Raw genomic sequence first — 19,931 nt, forward strand, 5'->3', positions numbered from 1 at the left:
CCGGGCGTTTTGGGGCCCTGACCCCGGCGACCTACCCTTGAGGGATGCCCGGTCAGTCAGTGTTCCGCTCCCTCGAGCCCCTCCTCGAGCAGGTGAGCAAGCCGATCCAGTACGTCGGCGGTGAGCTGAACTCGACCGTCAAGCCCTGGGACGTCGGCGGCGACTGCACCGTGCGCTGGGCCCTGATGTACCCCGACGCCTACGAGGTCGGCGTGCCGAACCAAGGCGTCATGATCCTCTACGAGGTGCTCAACGAGCGGCCCGACGCCCTCGCCGAGCGCACCTACGCCGTCTGGCCCGACCTCGAGGCGCTCATGCGCGAGCACGGCGTGCCGCAGTTCACCGTCGACGCGCACCGGCCGGTCGGCGACTTCGACTTGTTCGGGCTGTCGTTCTCGACCGAGCTCGGCTACACGAACATGCTCACCGCGCTCGACCTGGCCGGCATCCCGCTCCACGCCGCCGACCGCGACGAGTCGCACCCGGTCGTCGTCGCCGGGGGGCACGCGGCGTTCAACCCCGAGACGATCGCCGACTTCGTCGACGCCGCCGTCGTCGGCGACGGCGAGGAGGCCGTGCTCGCCATCACCGACATCGTCGGCGCGTGGAAGCGCGAGGGGATGCCGGGTGGCCGCCGCGAGGTGCTGCTGCGCCTCGCCCGCACCGGCGGGGTCTACGTGCCGGCCTTCTACGACGTCGGCTACCTGCCCGACGGGCGGATCCAGCGGGTCGCGCCCAACGCCCCCGGGGTGCCGTGGCGGGTCGCCAAGCACACCGTCATGGACCTCGACGCGTGGCCGTACCCGAAGCAGCCGCTCGTGCCCCTCGCCGAGTCGGTCCACGAGCGGATGTCGGTCGAGATCTTCCGCGGCTGCACCCGCGGATGCCGGTTCTGCCAAGCCGGCATGATCACCCGTCCCGTGCGCGAGCGCAGCATCACCGGCATCGGCGAGATGGTCGAGCGGGGGCTCGCCGCGACCGGCTTCGAGGAGGTGGGCCTGCTCTCGCTCAGCTCGGCCGACCACTCCGAGATCGCCGACGTCACCAAGGGCCTCGCCGACCGCTACGAGGGGACGAACACCGGGCTCTCCCTTCCCTCGACGCGGGTCGACGCGTTCAACATCGACCTCGCGAACGAGCTGACCCGCAACGGGCGCCGGTCGGGGCTGACCTTCGCGCCCGAGGGCGGGTCCGAGCGGATCCGCCGGGTCATCAACAAGATGGTGAGCGAGGACGACCTCATCCGCACCGTCGCGGCGGCCTACGGTGCGGGCTGGCGGCAGGTCAAGCTCTACTTCATGTGCGGCCTGCCGACCGAGACCGACGAGGACGTGCTGCAGATCGCCGAGCTCGCCAAGCGGGTCATCGACACCGGTCGCGAGGTGAGCGGCCGGCGCGACATCCGCTGCACCGTCTCGATCGGCGGCTTCGTCCCCAAGCCGCACACGCCGTTCCAGTGGGCCGCGCAGCTCGGCGCCGACGAGACCGACGCCCGGCTCGACAAGCTCCGCCAGGCGTTGCGCGCCGACCGGCGCTACGGCTCGGCGATCGGCTTCCGCTACCACGACGGCAAGCCCGGCATCGTCGAGGGCCTGCTCTCGCGCGGCGACCGGCGGGTCGGCCGCGTCATCGAGGCGGTGTGGCGCGACGGCGCCCGCTTCGACGGGTGGTCCGAGCACTTCTCCTACGAGCGGTGGATGGCCGCGGCCGAGCGTGAGCTGGCCGCCTTCGGCATCGACGTGGCCTGGTACACGACCCGTGAGCGCGAGGAGAGCGAGGTCCTGCCCTGGGACCACATCGACTCCGGGCTCGACAAGGAGTGGCTCTGGCAGGACTGGCTCGACGCCCTCGACGAGACCGAGGTCGACGACTGCCGGTGGACCCCCTGCTTCGACTGCGGCGTCTGCCCCCAGATGGGCACCGAGATCGAGATCGGGCCGACCGGCAAGACGCTCCTGCCGCTCACGGTGCTCGGCTCCGGGCGGGCGCGGATGGCCGAGCACGCCCACCCCTGAGCCGGTGTGTCCTCGCCCGCACCACGGGACGGGGGCGGCGGCCGCGGTGACAGGATGAGACCGTGGCCACGCCGAGCACGAGCAGCCGCCGTCGCGGCCTGCTCCTGGGCACCGCCTCGGGCCGGGACGCCATCCGCCGGATCGCGGTGGCGGTCACCCTCCTCGCGCTCGTCACCGCCGTCGGCACGGTCGGGTACGTCGCGCTCGGCTTCGGCGTCCTCGACGCGATGTACCAGACCGTCACGACGGTGGCGACGGTCGGTTTCCGCGAGGTCCGGCCCCTCGACGACACGGGGCAGGTCTTCACGATGGTCCTCATCGTCCTCGGGGTGGGGACCGTGCTGTACAACCTCGGCGTCCTCCTCGAGGGGGTCACCGAGGGCCACCTGCGCGAGCACCTCCGGAGGCGTCGCATGGACCGGGACATCGCGCGGCTGCGCGACCACGTCATCGTCTGCGGGTACGGCCGGGTCGGCCGGTCCGCCACCCGCCAGCTCGTCGACACCGGCCACGCGGTCGTCGTCGTCGACAGCGACGCGTCGCGCCTCGAGGGGGTGACCGAGCCCCACGTCCTCGGCGACGCAGCGCGCGACGAGACCCTCCTCGAGGCGGGGATCGAGCACGCCCGGGCGCTCATCTGCGCCCTCGCCAGCGACGCCGAGACGATGTACGCGACGCTGTCGGCCCGGGCCCTGCGCCCGGACCTCGTCATCATCAGCCGGGCCCGCACGGTGGACTCCAAGGACAAGCTCGTCCTCGCGGGGGCGACCCGGGCGGTCAACCCGCAGCTCATCGGGGGGCGGCGGATGGCGTCCTTCGCCCTCTACGCCGACGTCGCGGAGTTCCTCGACGAGGTCATGCACGAGGACGACCTCGACTTCCGCATCGAGCAGGTGCGGCTCGGCGACCACAGCCCGCTGGCCGGTCGCACCGTCGGCGAGGCCGACATCCCGGGGCTGTGCGGCGCGCAGCTGCTCGCCGTGCGACTGCCGCGCAAGGGCGCGTTCCTCCCGACCCCGTCGCCGGGCACCGCGCTCGCGCCCGGCGCGACCCTCATCGTCTTCGGCAGCCCCGAGCAGGTGGGCGTGCTGCGCTCCGCGGCCGGGACCTGACGTCCGCTCCGCGCCGCTACCTGACGTCGTGGTGCGGCTCGCGCCCGACCGGTGGGAGAGTGGGCACCCGACCCCGCTCCGCCGAGGAGGACACCGGTGCCCGAGACCGCCCACCCGCGCGCCGAGATCACGCTGCGCTTCCTCGCCGCACCGACGGATGCCGGGCGCTCCGGCTCCGTCTCGGCCGGCCGGGTCCTCGAGTGGATCGACAAGGCGGGGTACGCCGCGGCCGCCGGCTGGAGCGGCACGTACGCCGTCACGGCCTACGTCGGGAACGTCCGGTTCACCCGGCCGGTGGAGGTCGGCGAGCTCGTCGAGGTGACGGCCCGGGTCGTGCACACCGGGCGCACGTCGATGCACATCACCGTCGACGTCGCGTCCGGCCAGCCCCGCACCCGCGAGCTCGAGCCCGCGACGCGCTGCCTCATCATCTTCGTCGCCGTCGACGAGCAGGGGCGCTCCACGCCGGTCCGCGAGCTCGTGCCGCGGACCCTGGGAGAGGAGCTCGAGCAGAGGTGGGCCGCCCGCCGCGCCGAGCTGCGCAGCGAGGTCGAGGCCGCGATGGCCGGGCAGACGTACACGGATGCCGGGTCGGCACCGCGCGTCGTCATGCGGTTCCTCGCCGCGCCGACCGACGTCAACTGGGGCGGCAAGGTGCACGGCGGCATCGTCATGCGCTGGATCGACGAGGCCGCCCACGTGCTCGCGACCCAGTGGACCGGCGACGCGAACAACGTCGCGATCTTCACCGGCGGGGTGCGCTTCTACCGCCCGCTGCGCATCGGCCACGTCGTCGAGGTCGAGGCCCGGCTCCTGCACACCGGGCAGACCTCGATGCACGTCGGGGTGCACGTGCGCTCGGGCGACCCGGCCCGGGGGCCCGAGGGGATGGAGCTCACGACCTTCTGCCGCACCGTCTTCGTCGGCATCGACGAGGACCGCCGGGCGGTGCCGTGCCCGACGTGGGTGCCCGTCAACGACGAGGACCGGGCCCTCGACGCCCACGCCGTCGACCTCGTGCGGATCCGCGAGCGCTTCGGCGACTGAGGCGGGCATCGGGGGGACCCCTCCCCGCCCGACCCGCCCACCCCGACCGCCGCCGCTTCCACCGACCTCGTGCGACCTCCTGGCGGTTCTCGCGGCCCGGGGCGGGCAAAACCGCGGGGAGGTCGCACGGAGTCGAGGGGAGGGGCATGTGCGGTTGACGATGATGTGTGTCACACACTAAAGTGTGACGCGTGACCCTCGACGACGAGATCGTGTCGGGCCACCTGCAGGAGCTGCGGCGTGGCACGGTCGTCGTGGCCTGCCTCGCGACGCTGCGCACCCCCGGCTACGGCTACGCGCTGCTCGAGACGCTCGGCCGGGCGGGCTTCGGCGTCGACGCCAACACGCTCTACCCGTTGCTGCGCCGGCTCGAGAAGCAGGGCCTGCTCACCTCCGAGTGGAACACCGACGAGTCCAGGCCGCGCAAGTTCTACCGCACGAGCGCTGCGGGGGAAGCGGTGCTCACCACCTTGCGGGCCGACTGGCACGCCCTCGACGCCGCCATCTCCGACCTCGGCTGACGCCCAACCCCGACCACGGCCGAGGCCGCCAAACCCGACCTCGGCCGACGCCACCACGAGCCGCCCCACCGGGCCTGTACGAGAGGACCTCCCGATGACCTCGTCACTGACCGACCGCTACGTGTACACGACCGTCCGCCAGCTCGACGACGGGCAGCGCAGCGACGTCGAGCAGGAGCTGCGCGGCACGATCGAGGACATGGTGGACGCCCGCCTCGAGGCCGGGGCCGCGAGCTCACGCGAGGAGGCCGAGCGGGCCGTGCTCCTCGAGCTCGGCCACCCGGTGCGGCTCGCGGCCGGGTACAGCGGCCGCCCGCTGTACCTCATCGGCCCGCGGGTCTACCCGCAGTGGCGCCGGGTGCTCACCCTGCTGCTGTCGACGCTCGTGCCGCTCGTCACGGCGATCAACCTCGTCGTCCGGCTCTTCGTCGCCGACGTCGCGAGCGAGGGGGTGGGCCCGGCGGTCGTCGGTGCCCTGTGGGTCGGCTTCGTCGTCGCCGTCAACGTCGTCCTCTGGGTGACGGTCGTGTTCGCGCTCGCCGAACGGGGGACGGTCGACGGCGTCGAGCTCGACTGGAGCCCCGACCAGCTGCCGGACGACGACGCGGCCGGTGGGGTGGGGCTCGGCGAGACGGTGGCGTCCGTCGCGTTCCTCGCCGCGGCGGCGCTCGCCCTGCTCTGGCAGCAGACGAGCTCGCCGGTGCTCAGCGACGGGGAGTCCGTCCCGGTGCTCGACCCCGCCCTGTGGGCCGGCCCGCTGCCCTGGCTGCTCCTCGTGCTCGCCGCCCAGGCCGTCGTGGTCGTCGCCGCGCACCGTCGTGGTGCCTGGTCGACGGGGCTGGCGCTCGCCGACGTACTGCTCGACCTCGCCTTCGCGGTGCCGGTGCTCGTCCTCCTGCTCGACGACCGGCTCTTCAACCCGGACTTCGTCGCCGCGCTCGTCGAGGGTGGGTGGGCCTCCGCCGAGCGCGACCTCACGGTGGCGACAGCGGTGGGTGTCGTCGTCGTGCTCGCGTGGAGCGTCGTCGAGGCGGTGGGCCGGGTGCGCCGCAGCCGAGCGGCGGGTCAGGCATCGGGTCAGGCGTAGAGCGCCTCGACCACCTCGCGGAAGGTCGCCGTGTGCCGGTCGACATCGGCGCGGGTCGTGTCCGGGCACATGAGCGCCATGTTGTGGAAGGGCGTCATGAGGATGCCGCGGTTGCACATCGCGAGGTGCATGTAGGCGTCGATGTCGTCGTCGTGGGCGGCGGCCGACTCCTCTCCGGTGCGCGGCGCCGGGCGGGCGAAGCGGTACTCCGAGCGGGCGCCGAGCTGGCTCACCGACCACGGCACGTCGAGCTCGTCGAGGGTCGCCTGGACCCCGTCCGTGAAGGCGGTCGCGAGCTCGACCATGCGGGCGAAGGCCTCCTCCGTGAGCACCTCACCGAGGGTGGCCCGCATCGCCGCCGTCGACAGCGCGTTGCCGGCGAGGGTGCCGCCCACCCCGCCGACGTCGATGAGGTCGGCGTCCCCGGCATCCGTGTGCGAGGTGACGGCCGCCGCGACCTCGCTCGAGATGCCGTACGCGCCCGACGGGATGCCGCCGCCGATCGACTTGCCGATGACGAAGATGTCCGGCTCCAGGCCCCACTCGCGCGTGGCACCGCCCCAGCCGGCCGAGAAGGTGTGCGTCTCGTCGATCATGAGCAGGGCGCCGTACCGCGTCGCGAGCCCGCGCAGGCCCTCCATGAAGCCGGGCTCGGGCAGCACGATGCCGATGTTCGTCAGCGCCGGCTCGGTGAGGATGGCGGCGACGTCGCCGTGCGCGAGCTCGCGCTCGACCGAGGCCAGGTCGTTCCACGTCGCGGCCCGCGTCGTCAGCTCGAGCGGCACCGGGGGAGCGACGTTGCCCGGCCGTGACTGCGCCTTGCCCTCGGGGCCCGGGATCGCGAAGGTCTCGTCGACCGACCCGTGGTAGCAGTAGCCGAAGACGAGGATCTTCGGCCGCCCGGTGGCCAGCCGCGCCAGGCGCACCGCCCAGCGGTTCGCGTCGGTCGCCGTGAGCGTGAAGCTCCACAACGGCATCCCGAACCGGCGGGTCAGCTCGGCGCCGACCCACTGGGCGTCCTCGCTCGGGAGCATCGTCGTGATGCCGCCGAGGTCACCCACCCGGCGCGCGACGGCCTCGACGGTGGCGCGGGGGGAGTGCCCGGCCATCGCGCCCGTGTCGCCGAGGGCGAAGTCGACGTAGGTGTGCCCGTCGACGTCCGAGATCCGGTTGCCCCGGGCGTGGTCGAGGTAGAGCGGGAAGCCCCCGGTCCACTTGTTCATCCACGTCATCGGCACCTTGCCGAACAGGTTGGTGCCCTGCTCGAACAGCTCGCGGCTGCGGGGGTGGCGCTGCGTGTAGGTCGCCTGCTCGGCGGCGATGAGCTCGGTGAGGCGGGCACGGTCGATCTCGGGCATGCAGGCACGGTAGCGCCACCGATGGCGAAACGGGAAGGCGCACCCACGCGCGGATCAGTGGCCGAACGGGCTGGGTCCCTTCGGTATCCGCACTGGATGCCGTCGCGCGGGTCGGGTCCGGACCGCGCCGGCCGCGCCGGCCGCGCCGGCCGGGATTCGTCCGCGGGCGGCGAGCCCTCCTAGGCTCGGGGGCCATGGCCCGCCAGCGCACCCCCGAGGGACCCCCGCCCGCCCCGGCGGTGCAGAAGCTGCGCATCCGGTACGCCAAGCGCGGACGGCTGCGCTTCTCCTCGACCCGCGACTTCTCCCGCGCCCTCGAGCGGGCCCTGCGCCGGGCCGACGTGCCGATGGCCTTCTCGGCCGGCTTCCACCCGCACCCGCTCGTCTCCTACGCGAACGCTGCCCCCACCGGCACCGCGAGCGAGGCCGAGTACTTCGAGATCCGGGTCACCGAGCGGGTCGACCCCGAGGCCGTGCGCGCCGCCCTCGACGAGGCCCTGCCCGAGGGCCTGGACGTCCTCGAGGTCGTCGAGGCCGGCCCGGGCTCCCTCGCCGACCGGCTCCAGGCCAGCGAGTGGCGGCTCGTCGTACGCGGCGCCGACCCGGATGCCGTCACGGCGGCGGTCGCGCGGTACCTCGCCTGCGACCGTGCCGAGGCGACCCGGACCTTCAAGACCGGGCCGCGCACCTTCGACACGCGCGGCGCCGTGCTCGCGATGGCGGTCACCGGGCTCGACGAGGAGGGGTGTGCGATACTTCGCATGGTCGTACGGCACACCACACCGTCCGTACGCCCCGACGACATCCTGACCGCACTGCGCGCAGTGACAGGGTTCTCGCCGCCGGTCCCACCCCTGGTGACCCGGCTGGCCCAGGGCCCTCTGACCGACGCAGCTGTTGGGGTGGCCGACCCCTTGGCCGCCGACAAGGACGCCGCCGGCTCCGGATAGGTGCCGCGCCTCCCGCGCGAGCCGCTCCGGGGTAGCAGTCGACTTCCGTGTCGGGGTGCGCCCCGCACGATCCGATCGCACCACGCGATCGACGAGGGACGGTCCCAGCGGCCGGAACCGGTGTGGTCGTCGTCGCGTGGGTGACGAAAGGGGCCTCATGGCTTCCGAGAACGACCCGACCGCCACCTCCGACGCGAGCGCCGCACCCGCCGAGCCGACGGTCGAGCCGACGGCGCCGGTCGAGAGGCCCAAGCGACGCCGCGCGACGAAGAAGGCCGCGACCCCCGCCCCGCAGGAGGCCCGGGACGACGACGTCGGGACCGCCCCCGCGCAGGCGGTCGCCGACGGGCCCGAGCTGGACGCGAGCGCGGCACCGTCGCCGCGAAAGCGCGCGGCGAAGCGGACGACGACGACCGGGGCCAAGGCCAAGGAGGACAAGGAGGCCAAGGAGGCCAAGGAGGCCAAGGAGGCCAAGGCCAAGGGAGCCAAGCCCAAGGAGACAAAGGCCAAGGGCGCCACGGCGAGGGGCCGTACGAAGGCCCTCGTCGAGGAGCCCGTCGACGGGGTGGAGCCCGGCGCCGACACGCTCGCCCTCGAGGTGGAGCCCGTCGTCGAGGAGCCGACGGACGTGGCCGGCCCTGCGGCCGACGAGGAGGGGACCGCGTGGGCCGAGGCGACCCCGGAGGCCGACGCGACCACCGAGCCGGCCGCCGACGCGACCGCTGAGGCGACGCCCAACGCATCCACCGAGCCGGCCCCGAAGGAGACTCCCACCCCGGTCGTCCCGAGCTTCGGCCTGCTCTTCCAGGCCCCGGAGCCGGTCGCCCCGCGCCGCCGCCGGGCCACGTCGCCGGCCCAGGCCCCCGTCGAGCGCCCCGCGGCCGACGAGGCCAGCGACGCCGACGGCGAGCCGTCGGCCGACGCCGAGGCCGCCGAGGTGGCGGGCGAGGAGGCCGAGCGCCCGACCGACGAGCGCGGGGGCGACGAGGCCGAGGCAGGTGGCCGCAGCCGGCGCCGCCGCGGAGGCCGGGGCCGTCGCGGACGCAGCCAGGCCGAGGACGACCAGGCGGGCACGGCATCCGCGGACACCTCCGCCGAGGGGGACGAGACCGACGACACCGGCCCGGCCGAGGACGACGCCGACGCCGACGGCGGCTCGACCCGGCGTCGTCGCCGCCGCCGCCGCGGGGGCTCGTCGGGCGATGGTGAGGACCAGGACCCGCCCGGCACCGTGACCCGGGTGCGCGAGCCGCGCTCGCAGCGTGAGGAGCCGACGGCCGTCAAGGGCTCGACCCGGCTCGAGGCCAAGAAGCAGCGCCGCCGCGAGGGCCGCGAGGCCGGCCGCCGGCGCACCGTCATCACCGAGGCCGAGTTCCTCGCCCGGCGCGAGAGCGTCGAGCGGGTCATGGTCGTGCGCGGCCGCGGCGACCGCACCCAGATCGGCGTGCTCGAGGACGGCGTCCTCGTCGAGCACTACGTCTCGCGCGAGACGACGGCATCCATGGCGGGCAACGTCTACCTCGGCCGGGTCCAGAACGTCCTGCCGTCGATGGAGGCAGCGTTCGTCGACATCGGCAAGGGCCGCAACGCCGTGCTCTACGCCGGCGAGGTCAACTGGGACGCCGCCGGCCTCGAGGGCGGCCAGGCGCGCCGCATCGAGAACGCCCTGACCTCCGGCGACACCGTCCTCGTCCAGGTGACCAAGGACCCCATCGGCCACAAGGGCGCCCGGCTCACCTCGCAGGTCAGCCTCCCCGGCCGCTACCTCGTCTACGTCCCCGAGGGGCAGATGACGGGCATCTCGCGCAAGCTGCCGGACACCGAGCGGGCCCGCCTCAAGGCGATCCTCAAGCAGGTCGTCCCCGACTCGGCCGGTGTCATCGTGCGCACCGCCGCGGAGGGCGCCTCCGAGGAGGAGCTGCGCGCCGACGTCGAGCGCCTCACGAAGATCTGGGACAAGATCAAGGCGCGGGCCGAGTCGGCCGGGGCCAAGAAGTCCGGCAGCGGGGGCGCTCCCGCGCTGCTGCACGGTGAGCCCGACCTCACGGTGCGGGTCATCCGCGACGTGTTCACCGAGGACTTCACCTCCCTCGTCGTCTCCGGCGACAAGGCGTGGTCCGAGGTCAGCCAGTACGTCGAGGACGTCGCTCCCGACCTCGCACCCCGCCTGCAGCGCTGGACGGCCGAGGAGGACGTCTTCGCGGCGCACCGCATCGACGAGGCGCTCGCCAAGGCGATGGACCGCAAGGTGTGGCTGCCCTCGGGCGGGTCGCTCGTCATCGACCGCACCGAGGCGATGACCGTCGTCGACGTCAACACCGGCAAGTTCGTCGGCTCGGGCGGCAACCTCGAGGAGACGGTGACGAAGAACAACCTCGAGGCCGCCGAGGAGATCGTCCGCCAGCTCCGGCTGCGCGACATCGGCGGCATCATCGTCATCGACTTCATCGACATGGTGCTCGAGTCCAACCGCGACCTCGTCGTCCGGCGCCTCCTCGAGTGCCTCGGTCGCGACCGCACGAAGCACCAGGTCGCCGAGGTCACGTCGCTCGGCCTCGTGCAGATGACCCGCAAGCGGGTGGGATCGGGCCTCATCGAGGTCTTCTCCGAGCCGTGCGAGCACTGCGCCGGCCGCGGCATCGTCGTGCACACCGAGCCGGTCGACCGCGGTGGCTCGTCGGACTCCGGCGGGTCCGGGCAGGGTGGGTCGCGCTCGGGCCGTGGCCGCCGGGGTGGCACCGCCGGGGGCGCCTCCGGGTCCACCGGCTCCGGCTCCGGCTCCGACCACGGTGCGGCGGAGGAGGCCCGCACCCCGTCGGGTCCCACGGCCGCCCAGATCGCCGCCGCCGCGCACGCCGCCGCGCTGCGCAAGGCCGAGGCCGTCGAGTCGTCGAACGCCGGTGCGGCTGCGGGGTCGGCGGAGGCCGCCCCGGTGGTCGAGCCGTCGGATGCCGGCGCCTCACCCGAGCCGTCGGCGGAGGCCGACGCGGTCGTCGAGCCGACCCCTGCCCCCGTCGACGAGGAGCGCCCGCCGGCGCACACCGGCCTGCTGGCGACCGTGGCCGGGGTCGCCTCCGCGGTGGCCCACGCCCTCACCGCGCACGAGCCCGACGCCAAGGCCCCCGCACCCCCGGCATCCGAGCCGGTCGGCACCGGGACGGCGCCCGAGCCGGTCGGCCCCGGGACGGCGCCCGAGCCGGTCGGCACCGGGACGGCGCAGGAACCGGTCGGGACGGGACCGGCATCCGAGCCGCCCCCAGCACCCCGAGCGCGCCGCAAGCGCGGCCGCGTCGTCGCGCCCGCCGGCCCGCCTCGGGCCGCCCAGCCCGAGGGTCCGTCCTCCGACGAGCCGGGCGCCTGAGCCGCACGGCGGTCGGAGCCCTCGCGATTTGGAGGCCTCCGACGGCCCCGGTAGGCTGGACCGTCGGTGCGTCCACCGAGCTGATGTCCCGTGTCGTCCACGGGGTCGCGATCGGCCGGTCATCCAGGAGATGTGCCCGTAGCGAAAGTGAGTACGACTGTGTACGCGATTGTGCGCGCAGGTGGTCGCCAGGAGAAGGTCTCCGTCGGTGACGTCCTGCTCATCGACAGGATCGGCCAGGCCGGCGACAAGGTGCAGCTCCAGCCGCTGCTCGTCGTCGACGGGGGCACCGTGACGAGCGACGCGAGCAAGCTCGCCAAGGTGAAGGTCACGGCCGAGGTCGTCAAGGCGGCCAAGGGCCCCAAGATCACGATCCTGAAGTACAAGAACAAGACCGGGTACCGCAAGCGCCAGGGCCACCGCCAGCCGCTCACCCAGGTCAAGATCACCGCGATCGACGCCTGATCGCCGCCCGGAACTCACTCGAAGGACTACTGACATGGCACACAAGAAGGGTGCGTCCTCGACCCGCAACGGTCGCGACTCGAACGCCCAGTACCTCGGCGTGAAGCGCTACGGCGGCCAGGAGGTCAAGGCCGGCGAGATCCTCGTCCGCCAGCGCGGCACGCACTTCCACCCCGGAAACGGCGTCGGCCGTGGCGGCGACGACACGCTCTTCGCGCTCGTCGCGGGTGCGGTCAGGTTCGGCTCCAAGCGGGGCCGCAAGACCGTCAACATCGTCCCGGCGGAGACCGTCGCCGCGGAGTGACGCTCGGGCCGGGTGCCACCACCCGGCCGCATGACCACGTCGTCGAGGGGCGGGCCGCGCAGGCCCGCCCCTCGCGGCATCCCAGAGGAACCGAGAAGGACTGAAGGAGCGCAGGCATGACGACCTTCGTCGACCGCGTCGTGCTGCACGTCGCCGCCGGGAACGGTGGCCACGGCGTGGCCTCGGTCAAGCGTGAGAAGTTCAAGCCGCTCGGCGGCCCGGACGGCGGCAACGGGGGCCGGGGCGGGTCGGTCGTCCTCGCCGTCGACCCGCAGGCCACGACGCTCCTGGACTACCACCACACCCCGCACCGGCGCGCAGCCAACGGCCGGCCGGGCGCCGGCGACGAGCGCAACGGCGCCGACGGCGCCGACCTCGTGCTCAAGGTCCCCGAGGGGACCGTCGTCACCTCGGCCGACGGCACCCTGCTCGCCGACCTCGTCGGGCCCGACACGACCTTCGTCGTGGCGCGCGGCGGCCGCGGGGGTCTCGGGAACAAGGCGCTCGCGAGCCCGCGGCGCAAGGCCCCCGGCTTCGCGCTGCTCGGCGAGCCGGGGGAGTCGCTCGACATCGTGCTCGAGCTGAAGTCGATCGCCGACGTGGCGCTCATCGGGTTCCCGAGCGCCGGCAAGTCCTCCCTCGTCTCGGTGCTGTCCGCCGCGCGCCCGAAGATCGCCGACTACCCGTTCACGACGCTCGTGCCCAACCTCGGCGTCGTGACGGCCGGGTCGGAGCGGTACACGATCGCCGACGTGCCCGGGCTCATCCCGGGCGCGAGCGAGGGCAAGGGCCTGGGCCTGGAGTTCCTGCGCCACGTCGAGCGGTGCTCGGTGCTCGTCCACGTCGTCGACTGCGCGACGCTCGAGCCGGGGCGCGACCCGATGACCGACCTCGACGTCATCGAGGCCGAGCTCGCCGCGTACGTCACCGACGACTCGCTCGGCGGCCGGCCGCTGTCCGAGCGCACCCGCGTCGTCGTGCTCAACAAGGCCGACGTGCCGGAGGCGCGCGAGCTCGCCGAGATGGTCCAGCCGATGCTCGAGGAGCGCGGTCTCGAGGTGCACATCGTCTCCGCGGTCGCCCACATCGGGCTCAAGGAGCTGGGCTTCGCGCTGGCCCGACACGTGGCCGCCGCGCGCGCCGAGATCGCGGCCCGCGTGCCCGAGCGGCAGCGGGTGGTCATCCGGCCGACTGCGGTCGACGACGCCGGCTTCCACGTCCGGCGCGAGAACACGACGGACGGCGAGGTCTTCCGGGTCATCGGCGAGCGCCCGACCCGGTGGGTGCGCCAGACCGACTTCGCCAACGACGAGGCCGTCGGCTACCTCGCCGACCGGCTCAACCGGCTCGGTGTCGAGGAGGCCCTCCTGGCGGCGGGCGCCGTGTCGGGGTCGACCGTGCTCATCGGCCCGGAGGACGACGCGGTCGTCTTCGACTGGGAGCCGACGATGAGCGCCGGGGCCGAGCTGCTCACCGGGCCGCGCGGATCGGACGTCCGCCTCGAGAACGAGGGCGGGCGCAAGACCCGGGCGGAGAAGCGCGAGGAGTTCCACGCGCGCAAGGACGCCCAGACGGTGGCCCGCGACGAGCTGGCCCAGGAGCGGCGGGCCGGCCACTGGGCGAGCGTGCGCGAGGAGGACTGACGGCGGCCGTGGGGCTCGTGGACCGCGCCCGGGCCGACACGGGTCGCTCACTAGACTCGCGGCCGTGAGCAGCCCGCAGGACGACCGAGGCCACCCGGCATCCTCCCTGCGCCGCACGCTCGGGGAGGGGCAGCGCCTCGTCGTCAAGGTCGGGTCGTCATCGCTGACGAGTGCCGACGGCGGGCACCTCGACCTCAACGCCCTCCGGGACCTCGTCGACGTGCTGGCGACGCGGCGGCGCGAGGGCCGGCAGGTCGTGCTCGTCTCCTCCGGAGCCATCGCCGCCGGCATCGGGCCGCTCGGCCTGGACCGCCGCCCGGCCGACCTCGCGACCCAGCAGGCGGCAGCCAGCGTCGGGCAGGGCGCGCTCGTCGCGGCCTACCAGGCGGCGTTCTGGGGGCACGGGCTGACCGTCGGCCAGGTGCTCCTCACGGCCGACGACGTGACCCGGCGTACCCACTACACGAACGCCAGGCGCACCCTCGAGCGCCTCCTCGAGCTCGGGATCGTGCCGATCGTCAACGAGAACGACACCGTCGCCACGCACGAGATCCGGTTCGGCGACAACGACCGGCTCGCCGCGCTCGTCGCGGACCTCGTCGGTGCCGACGGCCTTGTCCTGCTCACCGACGTCGACGCGCTCTACGACGGACCGCCGGCGCACGGCGGGTCCCGGCGGGTTCCGCTCGTCGCGACGAGCGCCGACCTGGATGCCGTGCGCATCGGCGGCACCGGCTCGGCCGTCGGGAGCGGCGGCATGGTGACCAAGGTCGAGGCGGCCGGCATCGCCGGGGCGGCCGGCATCCCGACGATGCTCACCCGTCTGGCCGACGTCACGGCGGCGCTGACCGAGGGCGACGTGGGCACCGTGTTCGCGCCCGCGGCGGCGACCCGGGCCTCCCGCAAGCGGTGGCTCGCGCACGCGACGACCGCCCGGGGGAGGCTCCTGCTCGACGAGGGTGCGGTCGCCGCGGTGACCCACCGGCGCAAGTCCCTGCTCCCCGCGGGGATCACCGGGGTCGAGGGCGCCTTCGCCGCCGGGGACCCCGTCGACGTGTGCGAGCCCGGTGGCGCCGTCATCGCCCGCGGGCTCGTCAACTACGCGGCGACCGAGCTGCCCCGCCTCCTCGGGCGCTCGACCCGCGACCTCGCCCGCGAGCTCGGACCGGAGTACGAGCGCGAGGTCATCCATCGTGACGACCTCGTCGTGCTCTAGCGGTCAGCGGGCTGCTCGGTGAGCGGGCCGCTCGGTGGGCGGTCAGCGGACGGCTTTCTGGGCGGTCAGCGGACTTGCTCGACCTCGAACTGCATCCGCGGGTGGGCGATCTCGTGCTGGCTCTGGACGAGCTGCAGCTCCCGGCGCCCGGAGCCGTGGGTGCGCTCGAGGAGGTCGAACACGCTCGACACGGTGCGGCCGAGGGCCACGGCGGCATCCCCGGTGTCGAGGAGGTGTGCGGTGAACAGGGCGGCCGTGACGTCGCCCGACCCGTTCGCCTTGATCGGCAGGTGGGGGGTGCGCACGAGCCAGGCGCCGTCGCCGTGCACGGCGAGCATCTCGATGGTGCCCTCGGGCCGGTCCGGGCGGAGCACGCTCGTGACGAGCACGGTGCTCGGGCCCATGGCGCGGGCCCGGTCGACGGCGTCGAGCGTGGAGTCGAGGTCGCCGGGGTCGGTCTCGGTGAGGAAGCCGAGCTCGAACTGGTTGGGGGTGATGAGGTCCGCCTGCGGCACGACCCGTTCGCGCAGGAGCACCGGGATCGCCGGGTGCACGAAGCAGCCCGACGCCGCGTTGCCCATGACGGGGTCGCAGGCGTAGACGGCGGCCGGGTTGACGGCCTTGGTGCGGGCGACCGCGTCGAGGATGACCTCGCCGATCTGCTCGCCGCCCTGGTAGCCGGAGAGCACGGCGTCGACGTCGCCCAGCGCGCCGCGCTCCTCGATGCCGGTCACGACCTCCCGGACGTCCTCGGGCGGCATGAGGGGGCCGCGCCAGGCGCCGTACCCGGTGTGGTTGGAGAAGTGCACCGTGTTGACCGGCCAGACCTCGACGCCGAGCCGCTGGAGCGGGAAGACGGCGGCCGAGTTGCCGACGTGGCCGTAGGCCACCGAGGACTGGATGGACAGGATCGTCGTCACCGCGTCATCCTCCCAGACCGGTGGTGCCGCGGTGGGGGCTGCGGCAGGGATGCCGTGCGGCAGGCATGCCGTGCGGCGGCGACCCGGGGTCGGTGCCCGGCGGTGGCCGGCTGGCGGCGACCCGGGGTCGGTGCCCGGCGGTGGCCGGCTGGCGGTGTTCCGGGGTCGTCGCCCGGCGGTGGCCGGCTGGCGGTGTTCCGGGGTCGTCGCCCGGCGGTGGCCGGCTGGCGGTGATTCGAGGTCGTCGCCCGGCGGTGGCCCGGCCGTCAGGAGTGCCCGTTGCGGCACTATCGAATGCTCGCCGTGAGGAAGCAAGTCCCCGGGCACCTTCCGGGCCATCGGATGCGTCCCGTCAACAAGCAGATTGGGGTGTGCGTCCGTTCCGCGAGCAGATCGGGGTGTGCGTGCGCTCCGCGAGCAGATCGGGGTGTGCCTGCGTTCCGCGAGCAGATCGGGGTGTGCGTCCGTTCCGCGAGCAGATCGGGGTGTGCGTGCGCTCCGCGAGCAGATCGGGTTGTGCGTGCGGTCGGCGAGCGCCCCTCGGTGTGCCTCGCGAGGACGAGCAATAGCGCCCCGCGGAGCGCTTCGGTGTCTGCTCGCTGAGGGGATGCATTCAATAGTGCCCCCGAGTGTCTTCCTCTGCTGCCCCTCAGACACGTGTGGGAACCCGCCGACCCCCGAGCGCAGGCCTGCGGACCCCGGCGCCGACCCGCCGACCCCGGCGCCGACCCGCCGACCCCGGCGCCGACCCGCCGCCCCCGGAGCAGGCCCGCCGCCCCCGGCGCAGACCCGCCCCGGCGCGGACCTGCCGCCCCCGGCGCCGACCCGCCGCCCCCGGAGCAGGCCCGCCGCCCCCGGCGCGCCCGTCCGCGACCGGCATACCCTTGTCCCATGGCTGACCGCACCTCCGGCATCGACCCCGCCGACGTCGAGCGGGTCCGCACCCTCGCCGAGGCAGCCCGCGCCGCGTCGCGCCGGCTCGCCCTGCTCTCCCGCGCCGAGAAGGACGCCGCCCTGCGCACCCTCGCCGACGCCCTCGACGCCGCGACCGACGACATCGTCGCCGCCAACGAGCGCGACCTCGCCCGCGGACGGGAGTCCGGGATGCCGGCCGGCCTCCAGGACCGGCTGCGCCTCGACCCGCCACGCGTCGCGGCCGTCGCGCAGGCGCTGCGCGACATCGCGACCCTGCCGGACCCGGTCGGCGAGATCGTCCGCGGGTCCACGCTCGCCAACGGACTGCAGATCCGCCAGGTCCGCGTGCCCATGGGCGTCGTCGGCATGATCTACGAGGCCCGCCCCAACGTCACCGTCGACGCCGCCGGCCTCGGCCTGAAGTCGGGCAACGCCGTCATCCTGCGCGGCGGCAGCGCCGCCGCCGAGACGAACCGGGCCACCGTCGACGTCCTGCGCAGCTCGCTGGCGGCCCAAGGTCTGCCACCGGATACCGTTGCCCTCCTGGAAGGGGGTCACGGGGCCGTCCGCGCGCTCATGACGGCGCGCGGGCTCGTCGACCTGCTCATCCCGCGCGGCGGGGCGAGCCTCATCCAGACCGTCGTCACCGAGTCGACCGTGCCCGTCATCGAGACCGGCGTCGGCAACTGCCACGTCTTCGTCGACACCGCCGCCGACCTCGACAAGGCGCTCGCGATCGCGGTCAACTCCAAGACCCACCGGCCCAGTGTCTGCAACGCCGCCGAGTCGCTGCTCGTGCACCGGGACGTCGCGGACGAGTTCCTCCCCAAGGTGCTCGCCGAGCTGTCCGGGGCCGGCGTCGCCCTCCACACCGACGCACGCTCGGGGGTGGCCGCGGACGTCGCCGGCGTGCCCCACGAGGGCGCCACCGACGAGGACTACGCCACCGAGTACCTCGCCCTCGAGATGAGCGTGCGGGTCGTCGACACCCTCGACGAGGCCCTCGAGCACATCCGCCGCTTCGGGTCGGGCCACACCGAGGCCATCGTCACCGAGGACCGCGCGGCCGCCCGGCGCTTCACGGCCGAGGTCGACGCCGCCGCCGTCATGGTCAACGCCAGCACCCGCTTCACCGACGGCGGCGAGTTCGGCTTCGGTGCGGAGATCGGGATCTCCACCCAGAAGCTGCACGCGCGCGGCCCGATGGCCCTGCCCGAGCTCACGACGACGAAGTGGGTCGTCGAGGGGGACGGTCAGGTCAGGGTCTGACGAGGGCCCGGGCCCGACCCCCGGCTCCCGTCCGGCTCGGTCTCGAGCGAGTCGTGGGCGACGAAGTACGTGGGACGAGCCTGCAGGGCCGCGTACGTGCGCCCCACGTACTCCCCGAGGATGCCGAGGGCGAGCAGCTGCACCGCCCCCACCCCGGCGACGATGACGACCGTCGACGTCCAGCCCGGCAGCGTGTTGCCGAGCAGCATCTCGACGACGGCGAAGACGAGCACCCCGATGGCGGCGAGCCCGCCGAGCAGGCCGAGCCACGTGGCGAAGCGCAGCGGCGCGATGGAGAACCCGGTCACTCCGTCGACGGACAGCCGGATCATCTTCCCGAGGGGGTACTTCGAGGCGCCGGCGGCCCGGGGCGCGCGTGCGTAGCCGACCGACGCGCTCGGGAACCCCAGGGCCGGTACGACGAGGCGCAGCACCCGGTCGTGCTCGGGCAGCGCGTTGACGGCATCGACCGTCGCCCGGGACATGAGGCGGAAGTCCCCGGCGTCGACGTGGGCGTCGACGTCGGACAGGGCACGGATCGACCGGTAGAACGCCCGGGCGGTCCAGCGCTTGAAGCGGGTGTCGCTCGAGCGGTCGTGGCGCACGCCGTACACGACGTCGACGTCCTGCGAGCGCGCGACGGCGAGCATCTCGCCGATCACCTCCGGTGGGTCCTGCAGGTCGGCGTCGATCGTGACGACCCACCGCCCGCGCGCCCGCGCGAGCCCGGCCGAGATCGCGGCCTGGTGCCCGGCGTTGGCCCGCAGGCGGACGACGCGTACCTGGGGCCACTCACGCCGCAGCCGCTGGAGCAGCACCGGAGTGGCGTCGGTGGAGCCGTCGTCGACGCAGAGCACCTCGTGGGTGACCCCCCAGCTCTCGGCCACCGGGCGCAGCCGCTCCACGAGCAGCGGGAGCACGGCCTCCTCGTTGTAGATGGGGATGACGACGCTGAGGTCGACGGCTGCGTCGGGCATGGGCCAAGGGTAGGTGTCGGCGGGCGGTGGCACCGCACGAACCCCGGGTGACGGCACGGCATCCGGACGCGGCTGAGGGCCTCCGAGTATGAGTTCGGAGGCCCCCGGTCGGCGAGCTGCCGACGTGTCGAGCCGGTCGGTCCGTGCGGCGAGCCGCACGGTCTGCCACGCGACGGTGGCGCCACCCCCGGGGGGACGGACTTCGACTCAGGCCGTCGGCCGCGGCACCCCGCGCCGTCGCGCGCGTCGTGCCTGCCCCCGGGAGGACCTGCACGTCCCGGCCGGGACCGGTCGGGAGCGGTGTGCCGTTATCCGTACGACCTGCCACCGCGGGCCCGTTCCGACGGAGTGCGCCGGCCGGTCCCCGAGGAGGCGTGGACACTGTTGTAGTCCCGGACGACCGTGCCGTGCAACAGGATCCAAGAGGAATGTCGAACCTGTCCGGGGAGCGGTCACCTCGTCCACAGGGTGTAGGCGTGAGGCCCTGGCTCGTGCACAGGGTTGTGGACGGCACCGGTGGACAGCCGAGGCGCTAGGCTGGCCCGCATGTCGATGACCGTCACCCGCATCCTCGCCGAGGAGGCCGCGCACAGCGAGCTGCCGATGCCCCCGTGGCTCTTCGGCGTCATCGCGCTCGTCGCCTTCGCGTTCCTGCTCGGGGTCACCTGGTCCTTCCGGGGCACCGCCCAGAAGTACGTCCGCCCGACCGACCACGGCCAGGGCGACGGCCAGGACTCCCCGCACTGGCCCGAGCACCCCGCGCACCACTGA

16 protein-coding genes are annotated in these 19,931 nt (G+C 74.0%); 13 read left to right on the plus strand and 3 right to left on the minus strand.

Annotation, left to right across the window (positions count from 1 at the left end):
* Positions 1–44 precede the first annotated feature (44 nt).
* From ABD899_RS05620 to ABD899_RS05640, 5 genes are all read left to right on the plus strand, one after another.
* Positions 45–2,015, plus strand: a complete 1,971-nt coding sequence (locus ABD899_RS05620; RefSeq protein ID WP_345203310.1) for a TIGR03960 family B12-binding radical SAM protein — start codon at positions 45–47, stop codon at positions 2,013–2,015.
* 62 nt (positions 2,016–2,077) lie between these two features.
* Entirely contained in the window at positions 2,078–3,127 is a 1,050-nt protein-coding gene (locus tag ABD899_RS05625; protein ID WP_345203313.1) for a potassium channel family protein, read from the plus strand.
* 96 nt (positions 3,128–3,223) lie between these two features.
* The gene (locus ABD899_RS05630) at positions 3,224–4,174 is read left to right on the plus strand and encodes an acyl-CoA thioesterase (protein ID WP_345203315.1); all 951 of its coding nucleotides are present in this window, start codon (positions 3,224–3,226) and stop codon (positions 4,172–4,174) included.
* Positions 4,175–4,365: 191 nt separating this feature from the next.
* Positions 4,366–4,695, plus strand: a complete 330-nt coding sequence (locus tag ABD899_RS05635; protein ID WP_345203318.1) for a PadR family transcriptional regulator — start codon at positions 4,366–4,368, stop codon at positions 4,693–4,695.
* A gap of 94 nt (positions 4,696–4,789) precedes the next feature.
* The gene (locus ABD899_RS05640) at positions 4,790–5,782 is read left to right on the plus strand and encodes a permease prefix domain 1-containing protein (RefSeq protein WP_345203320.1); all 993 of its coding nucleotides are present in this window, start codon (positions 4,790–4,792) and stop codon (positions 5,780–5,782) included.
* On the opposite strand, the gene ABD899_RS05645 is transcribed toward ABD899_RS05640, so the two are convergent.
* Positions 5,773–7,140: a transaminase gene (locus tag ABD899_RS05645; protein ID WP_345203323.1), complete on the minus strand. Its 1,368-nt coding sequence runs from the start codon at positions 7,138–7,140 to the stop codon at positions 5,773–5,775. The genes ABD899_RS05640 and ABD899_RS05645 overlap by 10 nt on opposite strands.
* A gap of 194 nt (positions 7,141–7,334) precedes the next feature.
* Here ABD899_RS05645 and ABD899_RS05650 point away from each other — a divergent pair, with 194 nt between their 5' ends.
* The 6 genes from ABD899_RS05650 to proB all read left to right on the plus strand — a co-directional run bounded on the left by ABD899_RS05650 (position 7,335) and on the right by proB (position 15,079).
* Positions 7,335–8,090 carry a TIGR03936 family radical SAM-associated protein gene (locus ABD899_RS05650; protein ID WP_345203325.1) on the plus strand — a complete coding sequence of 252 codons (756 nt, stop codon included), beginning with the start codon at positions 7,335–7,337 and terminating at the stop codon, positions 8,088–8,090.
* Between the two features lie 157 nt (positions 8,091–8,247).
* Entirely contained in the window at positions 8,248–11,451 is a 3,204-nt protein-coding gene (locus tag ABD899_RS05655) for an Rne/Rng family ribonuclease (RefSeq protein WP_345203327.1), read from the plus strand.
* A gap of 159 nt (positions 11,452–11,610) precedes the next feature.
* Complete coding sequence (gene rplU / locus ABD899_RS05660) at positions 11,611–11,916, plus strand: 50S ribosomal protein L21 (protein WP_345203479.1); 306 nt, start codon at positions 11,611–11,613, stop codon at positions 11,914–11,916.
* Between the two features lie 34 nt (positions 11,917–11,950).
* Positions 11,951–12,220 carry a 50S ribosomal protein L27 gene (rpmA, locus tag ABD899_RS05665; RefSeq protein ID WP_345203330.1) on the plus strand — a complete coding sequence of 90 codons (270 nt, stop codon included), beginning with the start codon at positions 11,951–11,953 and terminating at the stop codon, positions 12,218–12,220.
* Positions 12,221–12,336: 116 nt separating this feature from the next.
* A complete protein-coding gene (obgE, locus tag ABD899_RS05670; RefSeq protein WP_345203332.1) occupies positions 12,337–13,863 on the plus strand; it encodes a GTPase ObgE in 1,527 nt (508 codons plus the stop codon).
* Positions 13,864–13,927: 64 nt separating this feature from the next.
* Entirely contained in the window at positions 13,928–15,079 is a 1,152-nt protein-coding gene (gene proB, locus ABD899_RS05675) for a glutamate 5-kinase (RefSeq protein ID WP_425474940.1), read from the plus strand.
* Positions 15,080–15,144: 65 nt separating this feature from the next.
* Here proB and pdxY read toward each other — a convergent pair whose 3' ends face one another.
* Positions 15,145–15,999 (minus strand): pyridoxal kinase PdxY, encoded by an 855-nt coding sequence (gene pdxY / locus ABD899_RS05680; protein ID WP_345203334.1) that lies wholly within the window; start codon positions 15,997–15,999, stop codon positions 15,145–15,147.
* An 891-nt stretch (positions 16,000–16,890) separates the two neighbouring features.
* Between pdxY and ABD899_RS05685 the strand changes: the two genes are divergently transcribed.
* On the plus strand, positions 16,891–18,183 hold the full coding sequence (locus ABD899_RS05685; protein WP_345203337.1) for a glutamate-5-semialdehyde dehydrogenase: 1,293 nt from the start codon (positions 16,891–16,893) through the stop codon (positions 18,181–18,183).
* Here ABD899_RS05685 and ABD899_RS05690 read toward each other — a convergent pair.
* Positions 18,168–19,160: a glycosyltransferase family 2 protein gene (locus ABD899_RS05690; protein ID WP_345203340.1), complete on the minus strand. Its 993-nt coding sequence runs from the start codon at positions 19,158–19,160 to the stop codon at positions 18,168–18,170. The two genes, ABD899_RS05685 and ABD899_RS05690, sit on opposite strands and share 16 nt — an antisense overlap.
* 546 nt (positions 19,161–19,706) lie before the next feature.
* Between ABD899_RS05690 and ABD899_RS05695 the strand changes: the two genes are divergently transcribed.
* Entirely contained in the window at positions 19,707–19,931 is a 225-nt protein-coding gene (locus tag ABD899_RS05695; protein WP_345203343.1) for a hypothetical protein, read from the plus strand.

Source organism: Fodinibacter luteus (genome assembly GCF_039541575.1).
GTDB lineage: Bacteria > Actinomycetota > Actinomycetes > Actinomycetales > Dermatophilaceae > Fodinibacter > Fodinibacter luteus.